The sequence below is a fragment of the Sphingomonas jaspsi DSM 18422 genome (assembly GCF_000585415.1).
Taxonomy (GTDB): Bacteria; Pseudomonadota; Alphaproteobacteria; order Sphingomonadales; family Sphingomonadaceae; genus Sphingomicrobium; species Sphingomicrobium jaspsi.
Map to the genome: position 1 here is coordinate 1,046,144 of NZ_KK073876.1, position 16,993 is coordinate 1,063,136.

The following is a 16,993-nucleotide window of genomic DNA, read 5'->3' on the forward strand; positions in this document are numbered from 1 at the left end:
CTTACGATGTCCACCAATCCCAATGACTTGTTGCGCGACCCCGCGGTGAGGGCACTGATTGCCACCGCGATGGTCAGCGACGCACGTGACGATCTGCGCGTGCCCTGCGTCGTGGCCGCATGGGCGCTCGAAGGTCCGCTGTCGATCGTGCCCGCGGCAGTGGCTTCGGCGCAGCCGGACGATCGGCCGACGTTCGTGGGGAAAGAGCGGTCGACGCTCGCCGACCGGCAGCGCCGGGACCGTGAAGACTTCGAGCAGATGCAGGCCGACGAGCGCGAGGCCGAGCGGATGGCCGAAGGAAAGTTGCGCGCGCAGGACCGCCTCAATCGCTGTGCCGAGGCCTTCCTCGACGCGGTCAAGCAGTTCGAGCCAGCCGAAGAAGAGGAGGACCGCGACCTCAAGGCCAATCTGACGGCGATCGCCGCCTGGCTGCGGGAACAGGGTTCGTCCAGCGCGAAGGAGGCGGCAACGGCGGCGGCCGATGCCGCGGCGGCGGTGCCCGACACACCGACCCAATCGAGCCAGGCCAGTCAATCCGTCGAGCAGACCGGCGCAGCGGCGGTGAAGCCGTCCACCAAGAAGCCGACATAATGGGGGCGGGCCGTGGAAAGCGCTCTGGTCGAACTGTTCCATGAAGGCGCACCGGATGATGTCGTACCGGTCATCATCCGGCTGCACCCGGGACAGCAGATGCCGGCGGCGGTTCGCGCCGTCGCCAGCTTCGGCCTGATCCACACGGCCCGCATCCTGCGCAGCGACATTTTCGCGGTCCGCGACCTCGTCGCCAGCATGAAAAAGCCGCAGGATTATACGGCCGCCACGGCGGGCGATGAGGAAGAAGTCGGGTTCGACGACCTGACGGTGCTGACGTCCGACCACCGCCGATCGCCCGACATGCCGACCGGGCGCGGGGTGGTGCTCTGCCATCTCGACTGGGGCCTGGACTTCACCCACCCTGCCTTTCGCAACTCGGACGGCAGCACCCGCCTCGTCGCCTTGTGGGACCAGGCGGGTCGATACGATCCGGCGCGGCCCAACATTTACGGCTTCGGGCGGATCCACAGCCGCGCCGACATCAACGCGGCGCTGGCGACGCCCGATCCGTTTCGCGCGCTCGGCTATCGCTGGTGGAGTTCGGACAGCGGTCGCGGCAGCCACGGCACCCACACGCTCGGCATCGCCGGCGGCTCGGCGCTGCCCGACATCCCGGCAGGCTACGCGCCCGGCGCCGACCTGTTGTTCGTCGACCTGTCGACCCGCACCCCGGCCGGCCCGCAGCCGCTGGGCAACTCCACCGACCTGCTGGAAGGCATCGATTTCGCCGACCGGTGTGCCGGCGATCGCTGCCTCGTGGTCAATGCCAGCCTGGGCCGCCAGGCCGGCCAGCATGACGGGCTGACGCTGACCGAACAGGCGCTGGACTATTTCCTCACCCGCCGCACAGGCCGGGCGATGACGATGAGTTGCGGCAACTACCGCAACAAGCATGCCCACACCCACCTGCTCATGACGCCGGGCGAACGGCGCAGCCTCACCCTCCAGCTGGCAGCAGGGCAGCGCAAGGCGGAACTCGACATCTGGTATTCGCGCAATGACCGGTTGCGGATCGGCTGCACGGGGCCTGACGGGCTGGCGACGACACCGCTTGACCCGGGCGGAACGTCCGACCTCACCAATGGCCATCGAATCGTTGGCCGGCTGTACCATCGCGGCGACGACCCCAACAACGGCGACCGGCAAGTGTCGCTGTTCCTTCATGGCGATGCGCCCGCCGGAGCCTACACCATGACGTTCGAAGCGCTGTCGATCGGCGATGGCCGGGTCCACGCCTGGGTAGAACGCGATCCCGCGGGGGCCGCGCGGCTGCGCTTTTCCGATTCCGACGACGACCCCCGCAGCACGGTCGGCACGATCTGCAACGGGTTCGCGACGATTGCGGTTGCGGCCTATGACGCGCACCAGCCGGACCGGCCTCCCGGGCCTTTTTCCAGCCAGAGCCCGACGCGCGACGGGCGCACGTCGACGCCGCGCGTGGCGGCACCCGGCGTCAAGGTGCTCGGCCCCCGATCGACACCGCACAGCGGCGGCGCAGCGCCTTCGGCGACACGCATGTCGGGAACCAGCATGGCCGCACCGGCCGTCGCCGGGACCATCGCCATGCTGTTCGATTGCGCGGGCCGACCGCTCAGCATCGATGATGTCAGTGCGCTGGTGGTCGAGACCGCCGATCCGGTCGCGGAATCCGACCGCGAACGGCTCGGCGCCGGATATCTCAATCCCGCGGCCGCCATCGCCGCCTGCCGGTCGCTGCCGGTCCGCGCGGCCCTTCCCATCCCGCGGCAGCCGCCGCTCAGTCCCCGCCCGCAATTCCGGGTGCCCCACATGCAGGAGGCCATCATGTCCAGCCAGGAAGAATTCGAGCAGACCGGCGAAGGCCATGTTTGCGACAGCGACAGCGAACTGGAGATGGCCGACGACGAACAATTCGCCACCGACGAAGAATTTTTCGCGACCATGGAGGGAGACGAAGCCGAACTCGACGAAGCGGAATCGCTCGCCGAAGGCAGTGACGCGTTAGGCGACGGCTACCGCCGACGGGGCGGGTGGGGCGGCGGCCTGCCGTTCCAGTTCCAGATCCCCATCGGCGGATCGGGCGGCCTGGGCATCGGCGTCCCCATCGGCGGGCGCAACAGCCCCTTCTCGATCGGCATACCGCTCGGCGGAACCACCCCGCCCGCGCCGGCGGCAGGGCCCACCACGATCGTCAACCCCGGCCAGGTGGTCGTCCAGCCCGGCGCACCGGGAACCGTCGTGACCATGCCGACGCCTCTCGACCAGCCGATCGTGACCGCGCTCGACCTGCCGCAGGACCCCGTGTCGACCGCCACCGAACTGGCCGTCGCCGAGGCCGAGCTGGGCGAGGATGCGGATTTCGACACCGATGCAGAACAAGCCGATGCCGAAGCCGACGCGGCAATGCTGGAAGAGGCCGGGCGGATCGCGGCGCTGCAGCAGGAATGGGCACTCGACGACTATCGCGAGGTCGACGCGCGCTACGAGGCCGAACAGCTGATCCAGGCGGCGGAAAGCCTGGAGGCCGTGCCCGAAGGCAGCGATGCGCTCTGCCGCATGCTGGGCGAGCGTGTCGGCACCGGCAATGCCGAGAGCGAGGGCGAAGCGTCGACCTCGCTTTACGAGCTCTTCTCGCGCGTTCGGCACGGCGAGGAATCCGGCCTGCGCCTGCTCGGCCGGGCGGCGCGGATCATCCTGTCGCCGGGCGCGGCGCTCGACGAACGTCGCCCGCGGCGCGGCGACATCATGCTGCGCATGTTCCCGGGGCAACGCTTCGTCCAGCTATCGGTGGTGGCTAGCCCCGAACTGATCAGTCTCGACCGACTCGGCCAGCGTGGCTTGCAGCCTGAAGGCCGGGGCGACCCGCTACCGGGACGCTACGTCCAGGTGGTCGAGGCGTGGCCGATGCGGCGGACCCAGGACGAAGGATTTGCCCGGCGGCTGACCAATGCCGCTGACATCGTGTCGCTCGACACGATGATCCTGCGGCTGATGCCGGAAGGCTATGTCGGCGGGGACAGCGACGGCGAAGACGACCCGGCCCACCCCCGCCTCGCGCCCGGAGCGCACGGGCCCGACGTCGTCGCGCTGCAACGGCGACTGAACGAACTTCACCAGCGGCGCGAAGCGGCCGGCATGCCCGGCCTTGCCAACATGCCGCTGGCCGAGGACGGCCAATATGGCCCGCGGCTGCAGGCGGCGGTCCAGTCGATGCAGCGGCTTGCGCCGCCGGCAATGGTGCCAAGCCCGAGCGGGATCATGGACGAAGGAAGCTGGCGCGCGCTGGCCTTCCTGGAGGCCGCCCAGTCGATCGCCAGCGTTGCGGGACAGGTCCGCAGCCAGGCAAGGAATGTGGCTCGTGCGGTCGGCATCCCGACCGGGACCAGCGCCGGACAGGAAACGGTCGAACATGTGCCGCTGCTGGCATCGCACCGGGGAACGTCGCCCGACCTGCTGTTGCGCTGGAACGACATGCCGGCGGGCACCAGCCGGGTCGACGTGGTGGTGCACCTCCATGGCTTTTCGGGTCATGGCGCGGCGATGCGGATCGACCGCGACAAGTTGCCGATCAGCGGACTCGATTTCTTCGATCCCGATCACCCTGGCTCTACCGGGCGCACGGCGCCGACGCTCTGCATCATGCCGCGCGGCAATTATTACGGCGGGCGAACCCACATGGGCTATGATTTTCCCGCGCTGTTCGCGAGCGGGGCGTTCAATGCGCTGATCCGCTTCGCGCTCGAACGGTTCGCGGCGTCCGCAGGTATCGCCAATGCACAGCCGGGGCGGGTGATCCTGACCGGGCATTCGGGCGGCGGCGCGGCGATCATGCGGCTGCTGGCCGAGAATGACCCGGACGAGATTTACTGCTTCGACGCGCTCTACAACAATCCCGCGCCGCTGATCCGCTGGGCGCAGGATCGGCTGTCGTCCGGGCGGGGCGCGACGTCGGCGTTGCGCATCATGTTCCGCGAAGGCGAAGGCACCGCGCGAAACAGTCACGCGGTGGCGGCGGCGATTGCGCCGGCGCTGGCCGGACACCCCGATCTCGCGGCGCGTTTCCGTGCTGAGCCGGTGCCGGTCCAGCACAACGACATTCCGCGCCGGTTCGGCTGGCGATTGTTGGCCGATGCTACCGCCGATCTCGGCCTCGGCCAGCCTCGCGCGCCGCGCCGCCAGACGCCGCATGACGCGGCCGACGGCGGGTTCGAATTTGACATGGATACGGACGGCCCCTCGGAAGGCCTGGCCCAGGCCGAGGTCGACCGGCTGGCGCGCTGCACCTTCAGCGACAGCGCGGGTCTGGAGCGATTTTTCACACAGGCCGGCGGCTTTGCCGACTGGTTCAACCGCACCTTGTCCGGCCATGGACCGTTCGTGCGGCCGGGCCGGGGCGGCGTCCTGCGCGTGCCGACCGGGGACGAGGCGAGGGAGCGCTTCCGCCGCTTCTGGGACCGGCTCGACCTCGCCTATCGCCAGCCGTCGATCAGCCTGCTCGAGTTCGCATCCCTGATGGCGATCGTGCTGAACGAGACCGACGGTAACTTCGCCGGCCGCACCGAATCCAGCGGGCGCGGTGGCGGGGGGCGAACCGATTCACGCGGCCATCATCGCGGACTGGCCTATTTCTTCGATCGCATCGAACTGCGTCCGGGCCACTTCAAGGCCAGCTACAATCGGCTGAGCGGCGGGCGCACCGCGGGGTCGTTGTTCAACGATCCGGTCTACATCCGCGCCCATGGCTCGCTCGGCGGCGCAGATCGCTTCGCGCATCACGGCGACGACGACAACGGCGTGTGGAACGGCGACCAATATCCGGCCGACCATGTGCCGACCGACGAGCATGTTGCCGACACCGCCTTCATCCGCGAAGCCGACTTCTACAAGTTCCGCGGCCGCGGGATCATCCAGACGACCGGCAGGCCGGCCTATCTGCGGCTGGTCCAGACGGTGAAGACCTACCGTGGCAGCAATCCCGTGCTGACGGCGCTGGCGTCGGCGTGGGCCGCTATGTCCGATCAGGACGCCTGCACCGCCAGCACCAATGCCCAGTGGGAACAGTTGTTCGCGCTGCCCGAAACGCTGGGCATGGCTTTTGCCCTCCATTCCCCCGGCTACCGCATCATGAGCCGGCAGGCCGACATCCTCAATGCCGTCCCAGCGCCCGGCCATCGCGGGCAGGCCGGTTCGATCTTCCTCATGGGGCGGCGGATCAGCGGTAGCGCCGACTATGGCGCACACCTCTATCGCGACCGGGTAGTCGGCCTGCTCCGCGGGATGCTGCAGCTACCGCTCGACGCGTCGGCAAGCGCCGCGCCGCCGACGGTTCCTGCCCGGCCCTCGTCTCAGGAAAGGCCGAGGCAGGAAACCGATCCGCAGCCCGCAACGAGTGCTGCGCGACCGGGACATCGCCTCGCCAGCGTCAGGCCGCAAGGACGTGCGACACCGCCCGACGAAGCGACAGCACGCAGCCAATGGGATGCCCATCCGCGGGTCCATCACCATTTCCACAACCAGTTCGACACCTATTTCGACATGGCGCCGAAATTCGCCGCGCGCGGGGTGGCGGATGCCGCGGCCTACCTCGCCGACAATATGACAGAACTGAATTTCATGGGGCATCGGACGCCGGGCCACCGTGGCTTCGTCGCGCCGCTTGCCGAGGCGGAGGCGATGCTGCGCGGACATCAGGTGACGCCGCCCGTGACCTCCTTCTGGTCATTGAACGTGCGCACCATGCGCGACAACGCCTCGCTCAGCCTGCATTCGTTGGGCTTGGCGTTCGACATCAACCCTCGCACCAACCCGCACATCCAAAGGGCGTGGCACGACGAATTCGCCGTCATCCATGCGGTGACCGGCGTCGACCTGTTGCGCACCCGCGATCCGGCGCGACTGCGCGCGGCAAGCGACCAGTTCAGCCGCGACTTCAACAGCCAGTGGGTAGCGACGCAGACCGATCCCGCGATCGTCCGCGCCCTGCGCAACCGTCGCACGCTCGAACGGCTGCAGGGCTGGGCCACCACCGGCCTGTGCACGCTCGACCTTGCCCTGATCGAAGCCTTCCTCGCGGTCGGGCTTCGGTGGGGCGGTCAGTGGAACCAGTCGAAAGACTTCATGCACTTCGAACTGCCTTGATCGCCCATCCGAGGAGGAACAACCATGGCCATGATTAGCGAAATCCTCCGCCCCTATCTGACGCCGCTGGCGCAGACGGGCCAAGGCGGCGATGCGGCGGCGAACATTCGCTGGCTGCAGAGCGCGCTCAACCGGGTCAGCAATGCCGGGTTGACCGTCGACGGCGTCGCCGGACCGCGCACGCGTGCCGCGGTACAGGCCTTTCAGCGCGAACAGGGGCTGACCCCCGACGGTGTTGCCGGTCCTTTGACGATGGCGGCATTACGCAGGGCCTTGGAAGGACAGCCGCAGGACCGTCCGCCGTCGCTGCCGGACGGTGGCCCACCGGCCTGCCGCGGCCTGCCGAAGCGTCAGGAACTGGACGGCTTCGCTTTCGGCCAGGCGCGCCTTGAACCGCAGCACCTGCCGGTGATCGACCAGATTGCGGCCTGCCTGGTCGCAAGCCTTGCGAGCTCGACCCCGGTAACCCGGCTGACCGTGATCGGTCATACCGATCCGGTCGGCGACGACCAGGCCAACGACGCGCTGGGCCTGCGCCGGGCGACGGCGGTCGCCGACGCGATCAGGGCGCGCATGACGCAATGGGGCGCACCCGCGACGGCCGTCGCGTTCGAGGTTTCAAGTCGGGGCGAGCGTGAGCAGGTGCCGGGCGATCCCGCGCACAACCGCCGGGTCGAGGTCGTCGCCCCGTTTGCTTATCCGCAAGTCCAGCCGATCCCGCCAATTCCACCGATCTGGCCGATCCCGCCGATCCCGCCGGTTCCGCCGTTCCGATCGCTGCTCGATCCGCCGCGCTGGGGGCCGCTGCTGGCCCGCGCCTTCGACGCCAGTACCGTCATCCGCACCGGCAATGCCGTTCGCCACCTGGTCGACGCGGAAAATCCGGCGCACGCCGCGCTGGCCGGCTACGACGCGATGGTCGCCGCGATCCGATCGGCAAGCGGGGGCGACGCGTTCATCTACCTCTTGGGTTGGATCTGCATCGACGACTTCGACATGATCACCTGCGACCCGACCAGCAAGCTGGCGGTCCTGCTGTCCGACGCCGCGCGCCGCGGCGTGCAGGTGCGGGCTATCTTCTGGGACCCGGCGGTGCACATGCGCACGCACATCGCGCAGAACAATGCCTCGGCCCGCCGCATCCGATCGCTTCCTGGCGGCGCGGCGATTATCGACGGCGAGCACCTCAGCCTTGGCACCCACCACCAGAAATTGCTGGTAGTCGGCGGGGGCGAGGGCGGCCTCGTCGGCTTCACCGGCGGGCTGGACGTCAACAGCGACCGTATCCTGCCGTCGACCATCGTCTGTTCGGCCACGGGCGGGCGGCCGCCGGTCATGGACATGCTCGACGCCGATCCGGAAAGCATGAGCGGCGGGGGCGGCAATCCGCTGCACGACGTCCACTGCCGGGTCGAAGGCCCGGGCGCGTTCGACCTGCTGCACACCTTCATCCGCCGCTGGGACCATCATCCCGACAGCCGCGCGATCGAAGCCCGCATGCCGCTGCGCGGGCGTAGCCAAGGCGTGCCTGCAGCCATTGCCGAACCGATCCCGCCAACCAAGAGCTCGACGGGAAAAAGCTGTTCGGTTGCGGTCGGGCGGACCTTCAACCCGCGGCGCGGGTCGGGGATGCCGTGCGAGCGCAATATCCAGCGCGGGCTGATCGCCGCGATCGATCATGCGCAGCGCTTCATCTATATGGAGGACCAATATCTCATCAATCCGGACGCGGCCCGCCACCTCAGGGCGGCGCTGGCGCGGATCGACCATTTGACGATCGTGCTGTCGGCCAGCGACATCAACAGCGATACGCCCTGCATCTGGACCTATCGACGCGATTTCGTCGATGAGCTGACGTCGGGCCTGTCGCCGGCGCAGGCGGCCAAGGTGAGGTTGTTCCAGCTGGTCAGCCCGCCGGTTCCCGCTGCCCCGCCGCCTTGTTCGACCAGCGGCCGTAGCTTCACGCCGACCTTCGGGCGGCACACCTACGTCCATGCCAAATGCTGGGTGTTCGACGACGAACTGGCGGTTATCGGGTCGGCCAACTGCAATCGGCGCGGCTGGCAGCATGACAGCGAAATCGACGCCTTCATCTTCGACGACAGCGCACCGCGCCGCCGGGGTGAACTCACCTTCGCGCAGAAGATGCGGATGGACTTGTGGTCCGAACATCTCGACCGCCCCGCCAGCACATTCGAAGACGGCGTCGCCAGCGCGTCGGCCTGGCTGTCGCCGGGCACCAGCGCGCGCGTCCTTCGCTATTGCCCCAACGACGGAAGCGACATCGGCGAATTCAAGTGCGGGCTCATCCGCGACCGCGTCGTCGACCCGCCCGCTGCCTGCGGCTGATCCGACTCAGGCCGCGCCGTTCGTGGGGCGATTGGCGAGCAGGTGATCGACCACGGAAGGATCGGCCAGCGTCGACGTGTCGCCGAGACTGGCGGTGTCGTTCTCCGCGATCTTGCGCAGGATGCGCCGCATGATCTTGCCGCTGCGCGTCTTGGGCAGGCCCGGGGCGAACTGGATGACGTCTGGTGACGCGATCGGGCCGATTTCCTTGCGCACCCATTGCACCAGTTCGCGCCGCAGCGCGTCGTCGCCGTCGAGGCCGGCGTTCAGCGTGACATAGGCGTAGATGCCCTGGCCCTTGATGTCGTGCGGCATGCCGACGACCGCGGCCTCGGCCACATCCTTGTGCGCCACCAGCGCGCTTTCGATCTCGGCGGTGCCCATGCGGTGACCGCTGACGTTGATGACGTCGTCGATGCGCCCCGTGATCCAGTAATAGCCGTCCTCGTCCCGGCGGCATCCGTCGCCCGTGAAATAATAGCCGGGGAAGGTCGAGAAATAGGTCTGGAAGAAGCGTTCGTGGTCGCCGTAGACCGTGCGCATCTGGCCCGGCCAGCTGTCGGCGATGACCAGGCAGCCGTCGGCCGCGCCGTCCAGCACCTCCCCCTCACCGGTGAGCAGCATCGGCCTGACGCCGAACATCGGCAGCGTCGCGCTGCCCGGCTTGGTGGCGATCGCGCCGGGCAGGGGGGAGATCATCACCCCGCCGGTTTCGGTCTGCCACCAGGTGTCGACGATCGGGCAGCGCTCTTCCCCGACGACGCGGTGATACCATTCCCACGCTTCGGGATTGATCGGCTCGCCCACGGTGCCCAGCAGCTTGAGCGACGTGCGACTGCTGCGCGTCACATAATCGTCGCCTTCTCGCATCAGCGCGCGCAGGGCCGTCGGCGCAGTGTAGAAAATCTCGACCTGGTGCTTGTCGATCACCTGCCAGAAGCGCGAGGCGTCGGGGTAGTTGGGCACGCCTTCGAACATCAAGGTCGTCGCGCCATTCGCGAGCGGCCCGTAGACGATATAGCTGTGCCCCGTAACCCAACCGACGTCGGCGGTGCACCAGTAGACCGGGGCGCTGCCGTCCGCCTTTCGCCGGTAATCGAACACATATTCGTGGGTCATGCTGGCCCAGACGGCATAGCCGCCGGTGGTATGCAGCACCCCCTTGGGCTTGCCGGTCGATCCCGAGGTGTAGAGGATGAACAGCGGGTCCTCCGCGTTCATTTCCTCGGCCGGGCAATCGTCGGAAACGGCGGCGATCGCGTCCGACCAGCGCACGTCGCGACCCGCCGTCATCGGCACGTCGCTGCCCGTCCGTTCGAGCATGATCACCCGCGAAACCGACGTGCAGTGGTGAAGCGCGGCGTCGACATTGGCCTTCAATGGAACCGCCTTGCCGCCGCGCAGCCCCTCGTCGGCGGTGACCACGATGGTGGAATCGCAGTCGACGATCCGCCCAGCGAGGGCTTCGGGCGAAAAGCCGCCGAATACCACCGAATGGATCGCGCCGATGCGGGCGCAGGCGAGCATGGCCACCGCCGCTTCCGGCACCATCGGCAGGTAAAGGGTGATACGGTCGCCCTTCTTCGCACCCGCGGCCTTCAAGGCATTGGCGAAGCGGCAGACGTCGCGGTGCAATTCGCGATAACTGATCCGCCGGACTTCGTCCGCTGGATCGTCAGGTTCCCAGATGATGGCGGTGGCGTCGCCCCACTCGGCAAGGTGACGGTCGAGGCAATTGGCGCTGAGGTTGAGCGTTCCGTCGCCGAACCAGCGGATGCCGAAATCAGCCTCGTCGAAACTCGTCTGCTTGACCGTCGTGAAGGGGCGGATCCAGTCGATCCGCCGCGCTTCGTCGCGCCAGAAGGAGTCGGGATCGCCGATCGAGCGCGCATACATGTCGGCGTAGCGGTCGGCATTGATCAGCGCCTCTTCAGACCAGCGCTGCGGAACCGGATAAACCGCGGCCATCACCCTCTCCTCATGCTTTTCGAGGACATAGACTAGCGCTTGCGCGCCGCGTGCAAAGCGCAGAGTTGGTCGTGACGAAAAAGGAGGAAGTGGCGCACCCGACAGGATTCGAACCTGTGGCCTCTGCCTTCGGAGGGCAGCGCTCTATCCAGCTGAGCTACGGGTGCGTGGAGGCCCGCTTAGCCGCAGCAGGCGCAGCCCGCAAGCGGCGGATTACCAGCGCACCAGCGGCGGCAGGATCAGGCGGCCGATCAGCCCGCCCACGATAACCTCGCTGACATGCCAGATGCCCAGATGGGTAATGGCGTCGACCGGGCATTCCAGCGAATTGGCGATCGCGCCGACGGCGCCGGCGGCGAGACCCGCGAACCATGCCGATCGTTCGACCGCGACCGGGGCGCCATTACGCAGCCACAGGCCGAGCATCACCAGCGTCCCGCTACCGGCGACCAAACCGGTGGTCAGGCAACGAACGCCCTGATGCGGTTCCAGCCCGGAAATCAGCGCCGGATTGGCGGCAAGCGCGATGATCGCGGCAAGCGGCAGCAACAACATCGTAGCGAGTGCCCAGGGCGCCCCGCTCTGCATCGCCCCGACCTGCGGGCGGGCCATCCGGACCGCGCTGGTCCCGGCGGCGATGGCGAGGATGGCAAACAGGCCGAGCGATACCGCCAGCATCGGCTGCGGCGACATGGCGGCGACATCGGTGCGCAGGCCCTTGGCCCATTCGACCGACACGATGGTCGCAGCCGCGACCGCAGCCAGCATCGCTCGGCCGGTGCCCGTGCGCATCGGCTTCACGGCGACGGCATCGGCCGCCAGCTGGTCGATCAGGTCGTCGAACTCACGCATCATTCGCTCTCCACCAGCGCGGCCAGCCTCTTAAGGCCGCGATGGACATTCACTTTGACGAGGCTTTCCGACTGGCCGGTGATGCGCGCCGCCTCGGCCACGCTGCGCCCTTCGATGCGGGTCAGCGTGATGGCGTGCGCCTGCCCGGCCGGCAGGTGCCCGAGCAGGCTGTCGAGGCTGAGCCGCGACAACACCGCATCTTCTTCATGATCGACCGCCGCATCGGCTTCGCCCAGCTCGTCGGTCGCGGTCAGCTTTCTTAGCGCGTCGATCCAGCGGTAGCGGGCAATCGCCGCTAGCCACGGATAGAAGGGCCGCGCCGGATCGTAGCTGGCGCGCTTCGAATGCAGCGACAGCAGCGTGTCCTGCACCAGATCGTCGACCTGGTGCGGGGCAATCCGCCGCGCATAATAGCGCCCCAGCCACTGGCTGCAGCTGCCCAGCAGGGCGCGATAGGCGGCCTTGTCGCCCCCTTGCGCCAACCCCATCAGGTGGCGCGCATCGTCGTCCCGCAAGATCATGATCCGCTTATACGCGGAAGCCTGGTCCGCGGTTACAGCCTTATCGTTCGACGCAGAGCGCGATGCCCATGCCGCCGCCGATGCACAGGGTGGCGAGACCCTTCCTGGCGTCGCGGCGGCCCATTTCGTGGAGAAGGGTCGTCAGCACGCGCGCGCCGCTGGCGCCGATCGGGTGGCCGATGGCGATGGCGCCGCCGTTGACGTTGACCTTGTCCGCGTCCCAGCCCAGCTCCTTGCCGACGCTCAGCGCCTGGGCGGCGAAGGCTTCATTGGCTTCGATGAGGTCGAGGTCGGCGACGCTCCAGCCTGCTTTTTCGAGCGCGCGGCGGGTCGCAGGGACCGGGCCGATGCCCATGATCGACGGGTCGACGCCCGCTGAAGCCCAGCTGGCGACACGGGCGAGGACCGGCGCGCCGCGACGGGCGGCTTCGTCAGCGGACATCAGCACCAGCGCAGCCGCGCCGTCGTTGAGGCCGCTGGCATTGGCGGCGGTGACGCTGCCGTCCTTCTTGAAGGCCGGGCGCAGGCCAGCGACGCCGTCGATGGTCGCACCGGCGCGGATATATTCGTCGGCGTCGACGATGGTGTCGCCCTTGCGGCCCTTGATCGTGACCGGGGCAATTTCGTCGACGAACTTGCCGGCGGCGCGGGCGGCCTCGGCAAGGTTCTGGCTACGCACGGCAAAGGCGTCCTGTTCCTCACGGCCGATCTGATATTGCTCGGCCAGGTTTTCGGCGGTGATGCCCATGTGATAGCCGTTGAAGACGTCGGTCAGGCCGTCCTTGATCATCGTGTCGATCAGGCTGACGTCGCCCATCTTCGCGCCCTGGCGCAGCGCCTGGGCATGCATCGCCATCGACATATTTTCCTGGCCGCCCGCCACAACGATCGCGCTGTCGCCAAGCGCAATCGCCTGGGCCGCAAGCGCAACGGCGCGCAGGCCGGATCCGCACACCTGGTTGACGCCCCAAGCGGGCACTTCCTTCGGCACGCCCGCCGCCATCGACGCCTGCCGCGCCGGGTTCTGGCCATGACCGGCGGTTAGCACCTGGCCGAGGATCACCTCGCTGACGTCCGCCGCGTCGACTCCGGCGCTGGTCAGCGCGGCTTCGATCGCGACGCGGCCCAGCTCGTGCGCCGGGGTGCCGGCGAAGCTGCCGAGGAAGCTGCCAACGGGCGTGCGGCGCGCGGCGGTGATGACGACGTCGGTCATGGCGAAAGGACTCCAAGGGTTGATCGGTTGGCCCTGTCCTAGCACCGCCTTCGCAGGTGCGGAACAGCCATGATGTTGCGGTGCAAGAGGGACGGGTCTAGGCTGCCGCATATTTTTCGGGAGTGCAGCATGGCCAAGGCGACGGACAAGGTAACGATCAAGAAATACGCCAACCGCCGACTCTACGATACCGAAAGCAGCAGCTACATCACGCTCGACCGACTGGCGCAGATGATCCGCGAAGGGCGCGATTTCGAAGTTGTCGATGCCAAGACCGGCGAAGACATCACCCACACCGTGCTGACCCAGATCATCGTCGACGAAGAAGCGCGCGGGTCGACCATGTTGCCGGTCAATTTCCTGCGCCAGCTGATCGGCCTTTACGGCGGCAACATGCAGTCGGCCGTCCCGCAATATCTGGAAGCGGCGATGGCCGAATTCCAGAAGAACAGCCAGGCGATGGCCGGTGCCTTCGGTCCCAACATGTTCGCCGACCTTGCCAAGCGCAACATGGCGATGTTCGAGGAAGCGGCGCAAAGCTTCACCGGTGCGGCAAAGAAGAAAACGGATGGGGAAAGCTCCGCCGACGAACTGGCCAAGGTGAAGGCCGAGCTCGCCGCGCTGCAGGCCAAGGTCGACAAGCTCGGCAAGTGAAGCTGCTGTCGGTCCTGATAGCGTTAGCCGCGGTTCCGGCGACGGCGCAGGTCGCGCCGCTGTCGTTCGACGCGGGCAAATCGCTGCCGATCGCCGTCGGCGACTGGCGCTATGCCACGACGACCACGGGCAGCGAATCGCGCTATGGCAATGTGCTGGTCCTCCGCTGCAATCGGGGGAGCCGGACGGTGCAGATCGAGCGGGTCGGCAGTTCCGGCCAGCCGCTCACCATCGCGACCAGCGCCATGACCCGCAGCGTTCCCGCCGGCGGCACGATTTACGCAAGTGACAAGCTGCTCGACGCGATCGCCTTCAGTCGCGGACGGTTTCTGGTGGCGGGGGGTGCGGGACCTGTTCTGGCCATCCCAAGCTGGCCGGAAGCGGCGCGGGCGGTAGAGGATTGTCGAATTTAAACACAAATACAAGTCTTGTTTCGTAGCTCGATCCACAACATCTTGTGTGTGCAATCAAGCAGCGAAAGGAGGTGATCCGATGTCTCATGGTTCAGCTAAGAGGTCGGAACTGTTCGCTTGGAAGGTGATGGCCTAACCAGCCATCCAGGTCCTTCCAGGCTCGAGCGCCTGATCGCTGACCATGTAATAAGGGAGCCGTGGTGTGGTACCGCGGCTCCCTTTGCATTTGTGCGCGCGCTGCCATATTCCGGAACCGTTCCGACCCTGAACCGTCTTTGACACCATAGTTCGAACGAGGGAGGCCTGTGATGGCGCGAAGGACGACCAAGACCGGCGGTGCCGGTACTTCCAAGAAATCGACCGCGGAAAAAATCGCCAAGGCGGCGATGAGCCGCGAAATGCTGGCGGCAGGTCTTACCGCCGCTGCGGCTGCGATCGCTGCGAGCCCCAAGGCGCGCAAGGCGATCAAGGACGCGGGCATGGACGCGGCGGACAGCGCCAGCCAGGCCGCGACCAACATGATGACCAGCGCCTCCAAGCTCGGTGCGCTGATTGCCGAAGCCGTGGCCGACGCAGCCCAGCGCGTCCTGTCGGGCAAGTGGGTTGACGACGTCGTACCCGCCGCGGCCAAGCCGCAAGCCGCCAAGTCGTCAACCGCGAGCAAGCCGGCCGCGAAAACCGCTGCCGCGAAAAAGCCGGCCGCCAAGCGTGCGGCACCGGCGAAGGCCGCTACGGCTCGCAAGGCGCCTGCCGCCAAGGCTGCAACCGGCACCACGGCTGCGAAAAAGGCACCGGCGAAGCGCCGGTCGTCGAGTGCCGCCCGCAAGCGCGCGCCGGCCAAGCCGAAGACGACGCCCGCCAGCTAAGGCGAAGCGTGACAAAGGCGAGGGCTCCGGAGCGATTCCGGGGCCCTTCCTGTATGGAAATGGTCGCGTGACCGTGCGATGGCGGTGAGATGAACCAGGGGAATTTCTCGGTCGTGATCCTTGCCGCGGGGCAGGGCACGCGCATGCGCTCCGACACGCACAAGGTGCTTCACCCGATCGCGGGCAAGCCGATGCTGATGCATCTGCTCGATACGGTGGAATCGCTCGGTGTCGAACGGCGCGTGGTGGTCGTCGGCAAGGGCCGCGAGCAGATCGAAAAGGCGCTGGAAGGCCATGACGTCGCGACCGCGGTGCAGGCAGAGCAGAAGGGCACCGGCCACGCCGTCGCCATGGCGGCCGACGCGCTGGCCGGGTTCGAAGGGGCGGTGGTGGTGCTGTTCGGCGACGTGCCGTTCGTCCAGCCCGACACGATTGCGGCGATGATCGAGCGCCTCAACGCCGCGGACGATCCCGGCGTGGTCGTGCTGGCCAGCGAACCGGCCGACGGCAAGGCCTATGGCCGCGTCATCCTGGAAAGCGGCGACCGCATCGCCAAGATGGTCGAATATAAGGATGCTAACGAGGAAGAGCGCGCCTGCAAGCTGACCAATTCGGGCATGCTGGCGGCGAAGGCGTCCGACCTGTTCGGCTGGCTGACCCGCGTCGGCAATGCCAATGCGGCGGGCGAATATTACTTGCCCGACGTAGTGATGATCGCCAAGGCCGATGGCCGCAACCCGGTCGCGATCGTCGGCGACGAATATGAAACCACCGGCGTCAACAGCCGCGCCGAACTCGCCCACCTCGAACTGGAATGGCAGCGGCGGCGGCGCGAGGAAGCGCTCGACGGCGGCGCGACGCTGATCGACCCGGAAAGCGTCTGGTTTTCCGCCGACACAAAGCTCGGGCGCGATTGCACCATCGAACCCCATGTCGTGTTCGGCCCCGGCGTCGAGATCGCCGACGGTGCGGTGATCCGCGCGTTCAGCCACATCGAAGGCGCCAAGATCGCCACCGGCTGCGAAGTCGGTCCCTTCGCCCGCCTCCGCCCCGGCGCGGTGATGGAGCGCGGCTCCAAGATCGGCAATTTCGTCGAGATGAAGAAGGCGGTGCTCGGCGAAGGCGCCAAGGCCAACCACTTGACCTACCTGGGCGACGCCGACGTGGGCGCCAAGGCCAACATCGGCGCGGGCACCATCACCTGCAATTACGATGGCTTCTTCAAATATAAAACGACGGTCGGCGCGGGGGCCTTCATCGGCTCCAACAGTGCACTGGTCGCGCCGGTCCGCATCGGCGATGGCGCGATCGTCGGCGCGGGCAGCGTCATCACCAAGGACATCGAAGCCGACGAACTCGCCGTCGCGCGCGGCGAACAACGCGGCATGAAGGGCTGGGCCCACCGCTTCCGCGTGACGCAAATGAAGAAGAAGGAAGACAAATAGA

General features: G+C 67.5%; 11 protein-coding genes and 1 tRNA gene. 7 read left to right on the top strand and 5 right to left on the bottom strand.

Features of this window, described 5'->3' with window-relative positions; genetic code table 11:
• The first annotated feature begins 6 nt into the window (after positions 1-6).
• The 3 genes from G570_RS05335 to G570_RS05345 are packed head-to-tail and all read left to right on the top strand — an operon-like array spanning position 7 to position 9,060.
• Positions 7-591: a hypothetical protein gene (locus tag G570_RS05335; protein WP_037499894.1), complete on the top strand. Its 585-nt coding sequence runs from the start codon at positions 7-9 to the stop codon at positions 589-591.
• Positions 592-603: 12 nt separating this feature from the next.
• Positions 604-6,711: a S8 family serine peptidase gene (locus G570_RS05340; RefSeq protein ID WP_037499896.1), complete on the top strand. Its 6,108-nt coding sequence runs from the start codon at positions 604-606 to the stop codon at positions 6,709-6,711.
• Positions 6,712-6,735: 24 nt separating this feature from the next.
• The gene (locus G570_RS05345) at positions 6,736-9,060 is read left to right on the top strand and encodes a peptidoglycan-binding protein (RefSeq protein ID WP_037499899.1); all 2,325 of its coding nucleotides are present in this window, start codon (positions 6,736-6,738) and stop codon (positions 9,058-9,060) included.
• A gap of 6 nt (positions 9,061-9,066) precedes the next feature.
• On the opposite strand, the gene acs is transcribed toward G570_RS05345, so the two are convergent.
• The 5 genes from acs to G570_RS05370 form a co-directional block, all read right to left on the bottom strand.
• Complete coding sequence (gene acs / locus G570_RS05350; protein WP_156930331.1) at positions 9,067-11,031, bottom strand: acetate--CoA ligase; 1,965 nt, start codon at positions 11,029-11,031, stop codon at positions 9,067-9,069.
• A gap of 87 nt (positions 11,032-11,118) precedes the next feature.
• A tRNA-Arg gene (locus tag G570_RS05355) sits at positions 11,119-11,195 on the bottom strand.
• Positions 11,196-11,241: 46 nt separating this feature from the next.
• Positions 11,242-11,883, bottom strand: coding sequence for an NrsF family protein (locus G570_RS05360; RefSeq protein WP_037499904.1), 642 nt, complete (start codon positions 11,881-11,883; stop codon positions 11,242-11,244).
• The gene (locus G570_RS05365) at positions 11,880-12,401 is read right to left on the bottom strand and encodes a sigma-70 family RNA polymerase sigma factor (protein WP_037499907.1); all 522 of its coding nucleotides are present in this window, start codon (positions 12,399-12,401) and stop codon (positions 11,880-11,882) included. The genes G570_RS05360 and G570_RS05365 overlap by 4 nt, the downstream gene beginning before the upstream one ends.
• A 40-nt stretch (positions 12,402-12,441) precedes the next feature.
• Positions 12,442-13,614 (bottom strand): acetyl-CoA C-acetyltransferase, encoded by a 1,173-nt coding sequence (locus G570_RS05370; RefSeq protein WP_037499910.1) that lies wholly within the window; start codon positions 13,612-13,614, stop codon positions 12,442-12,444.
• A gap of 129 nt (positions 13,615-13,743) precedes the next feature.
• On the opposite strand from G570_RS05370, the gene phaR reads away from it, so the two are divergent.
• The 4 genes from phaR to glmU all read left to right on the top strand — a co-directional run bounded on the left by phaR (position 13,744) and on the right by glmU (position 16,992).
• The gene (gene phaR / locus G570_RS05375; protein WP_037499913.1) at positions 13,744-14,268 is read left to right on the top strand and encodes a polyhydroxyalkanoate synthesis repressor PhaR; all 525 of its coding nucleotides are present in this window, start codon (positions 13,744-13,746) and stop codon (positions 14,266-14,268) included.
• A complete protein-coding gene (locus G570_RS13140) occupies positions 14,265-14,681 on the top strand; it encodes a hypothetical protein (protein WP_051504058.1) in 417 nt (138 codons plus the stop codon). The genes phaR and G570_RS13140 overlap by 4 nt, the downstream gene beginning before the upstream one ends.
• 308 nt (positions 14,682-14,989) lie before the next feature.
• Positions 14,990-15,547: a hypothetical protein gene (locus tag G570_RS05385; protein ID WP_037503868.1), complete on the top strand. Its 558-nt coding sequence runs from the start codon at positions 14,990-14,992 to the stop codon at positions 15,545-15,547.
• An 89-nt stretch (positions 15,548-15,636) separates the two neighbouring features.
• Positions 15,637-16,992: a bifunctional UDP-N-acetylglucosamine diphosphorylase/glucosamine-1-phosphate N-acetyltransferase GlmU gene (gene glmU, locus G570_RS05390; protein WP_037499915.1), complete on the top strand. Its 1,356-nt coding sequence runs from the start codon at positions 15,637-15,639 to the stop codon at positions 16,990-16,992.
• Position 16,993 lies beyond the last annotated feature (1 nt).

What these genes read in the sequence shown, in the direction of transcription:
- G570_RS05385 (WP_037503868.1), top strand. Translation starts at nt 14,990, where the DNA reads ATGGCGCGAAGGACGACCAAGACCGGCGGTGCCGGTACTTCCAAGAAA.
- G570_RS05360 (WP_037499904.1), bottom strand. Translation starts at nt 11,883, where the DNA reads ATGATGCGTGAGTTCGACGACCTGATCGACCAGCTGGCGGCCGATGCC.
- G570_RS05365 (WP_037499907.1), bottom strand. Translation starts at nt 12,401, where the DNA reads ATGATCTTGCGGGACGACGATGCGCGCCACCTGATGGGGTTGGCGCAA.
- G570_RS05335 (WP_037499894.1), top strand. Translation starts at nt 7, where the DNA reads ATGTCCACCAATCCCAATGACTTGTTGCGCGACCCCGCGGTGAGGGCA.
- glmU (WP_037499915.1), top strand. Translation starts at nt 15,637, where the DNA reads ATGAACCAGGGGAATTTCTCGGTCGTGATCCTTGCCGCGGGGCAGGGC.
- G570_RS05345 (WP_037499899.1), top strand. Translation starts at nt 6,736, where the DNA reads ATGGCCATGATTAGCGAAATCCTCCGCCCCTATCTGACGCCGCTGGCG.
- phaR (WP_037499913.1), top strand. Translation starts at nt 13,744, where the DNA reads ATGGCCAAGGCGACGGACAAGGTAACGATCAAGAAATACGCCAACCGC.
- G570_RS05370 (WP_037499910.1), bottom strand. Translation starts at nt 13,614, where the DNA reads ATGACCGACGTCGTCATCACCGCCGCGCGCCGCACGCCCGTTGGCAGC.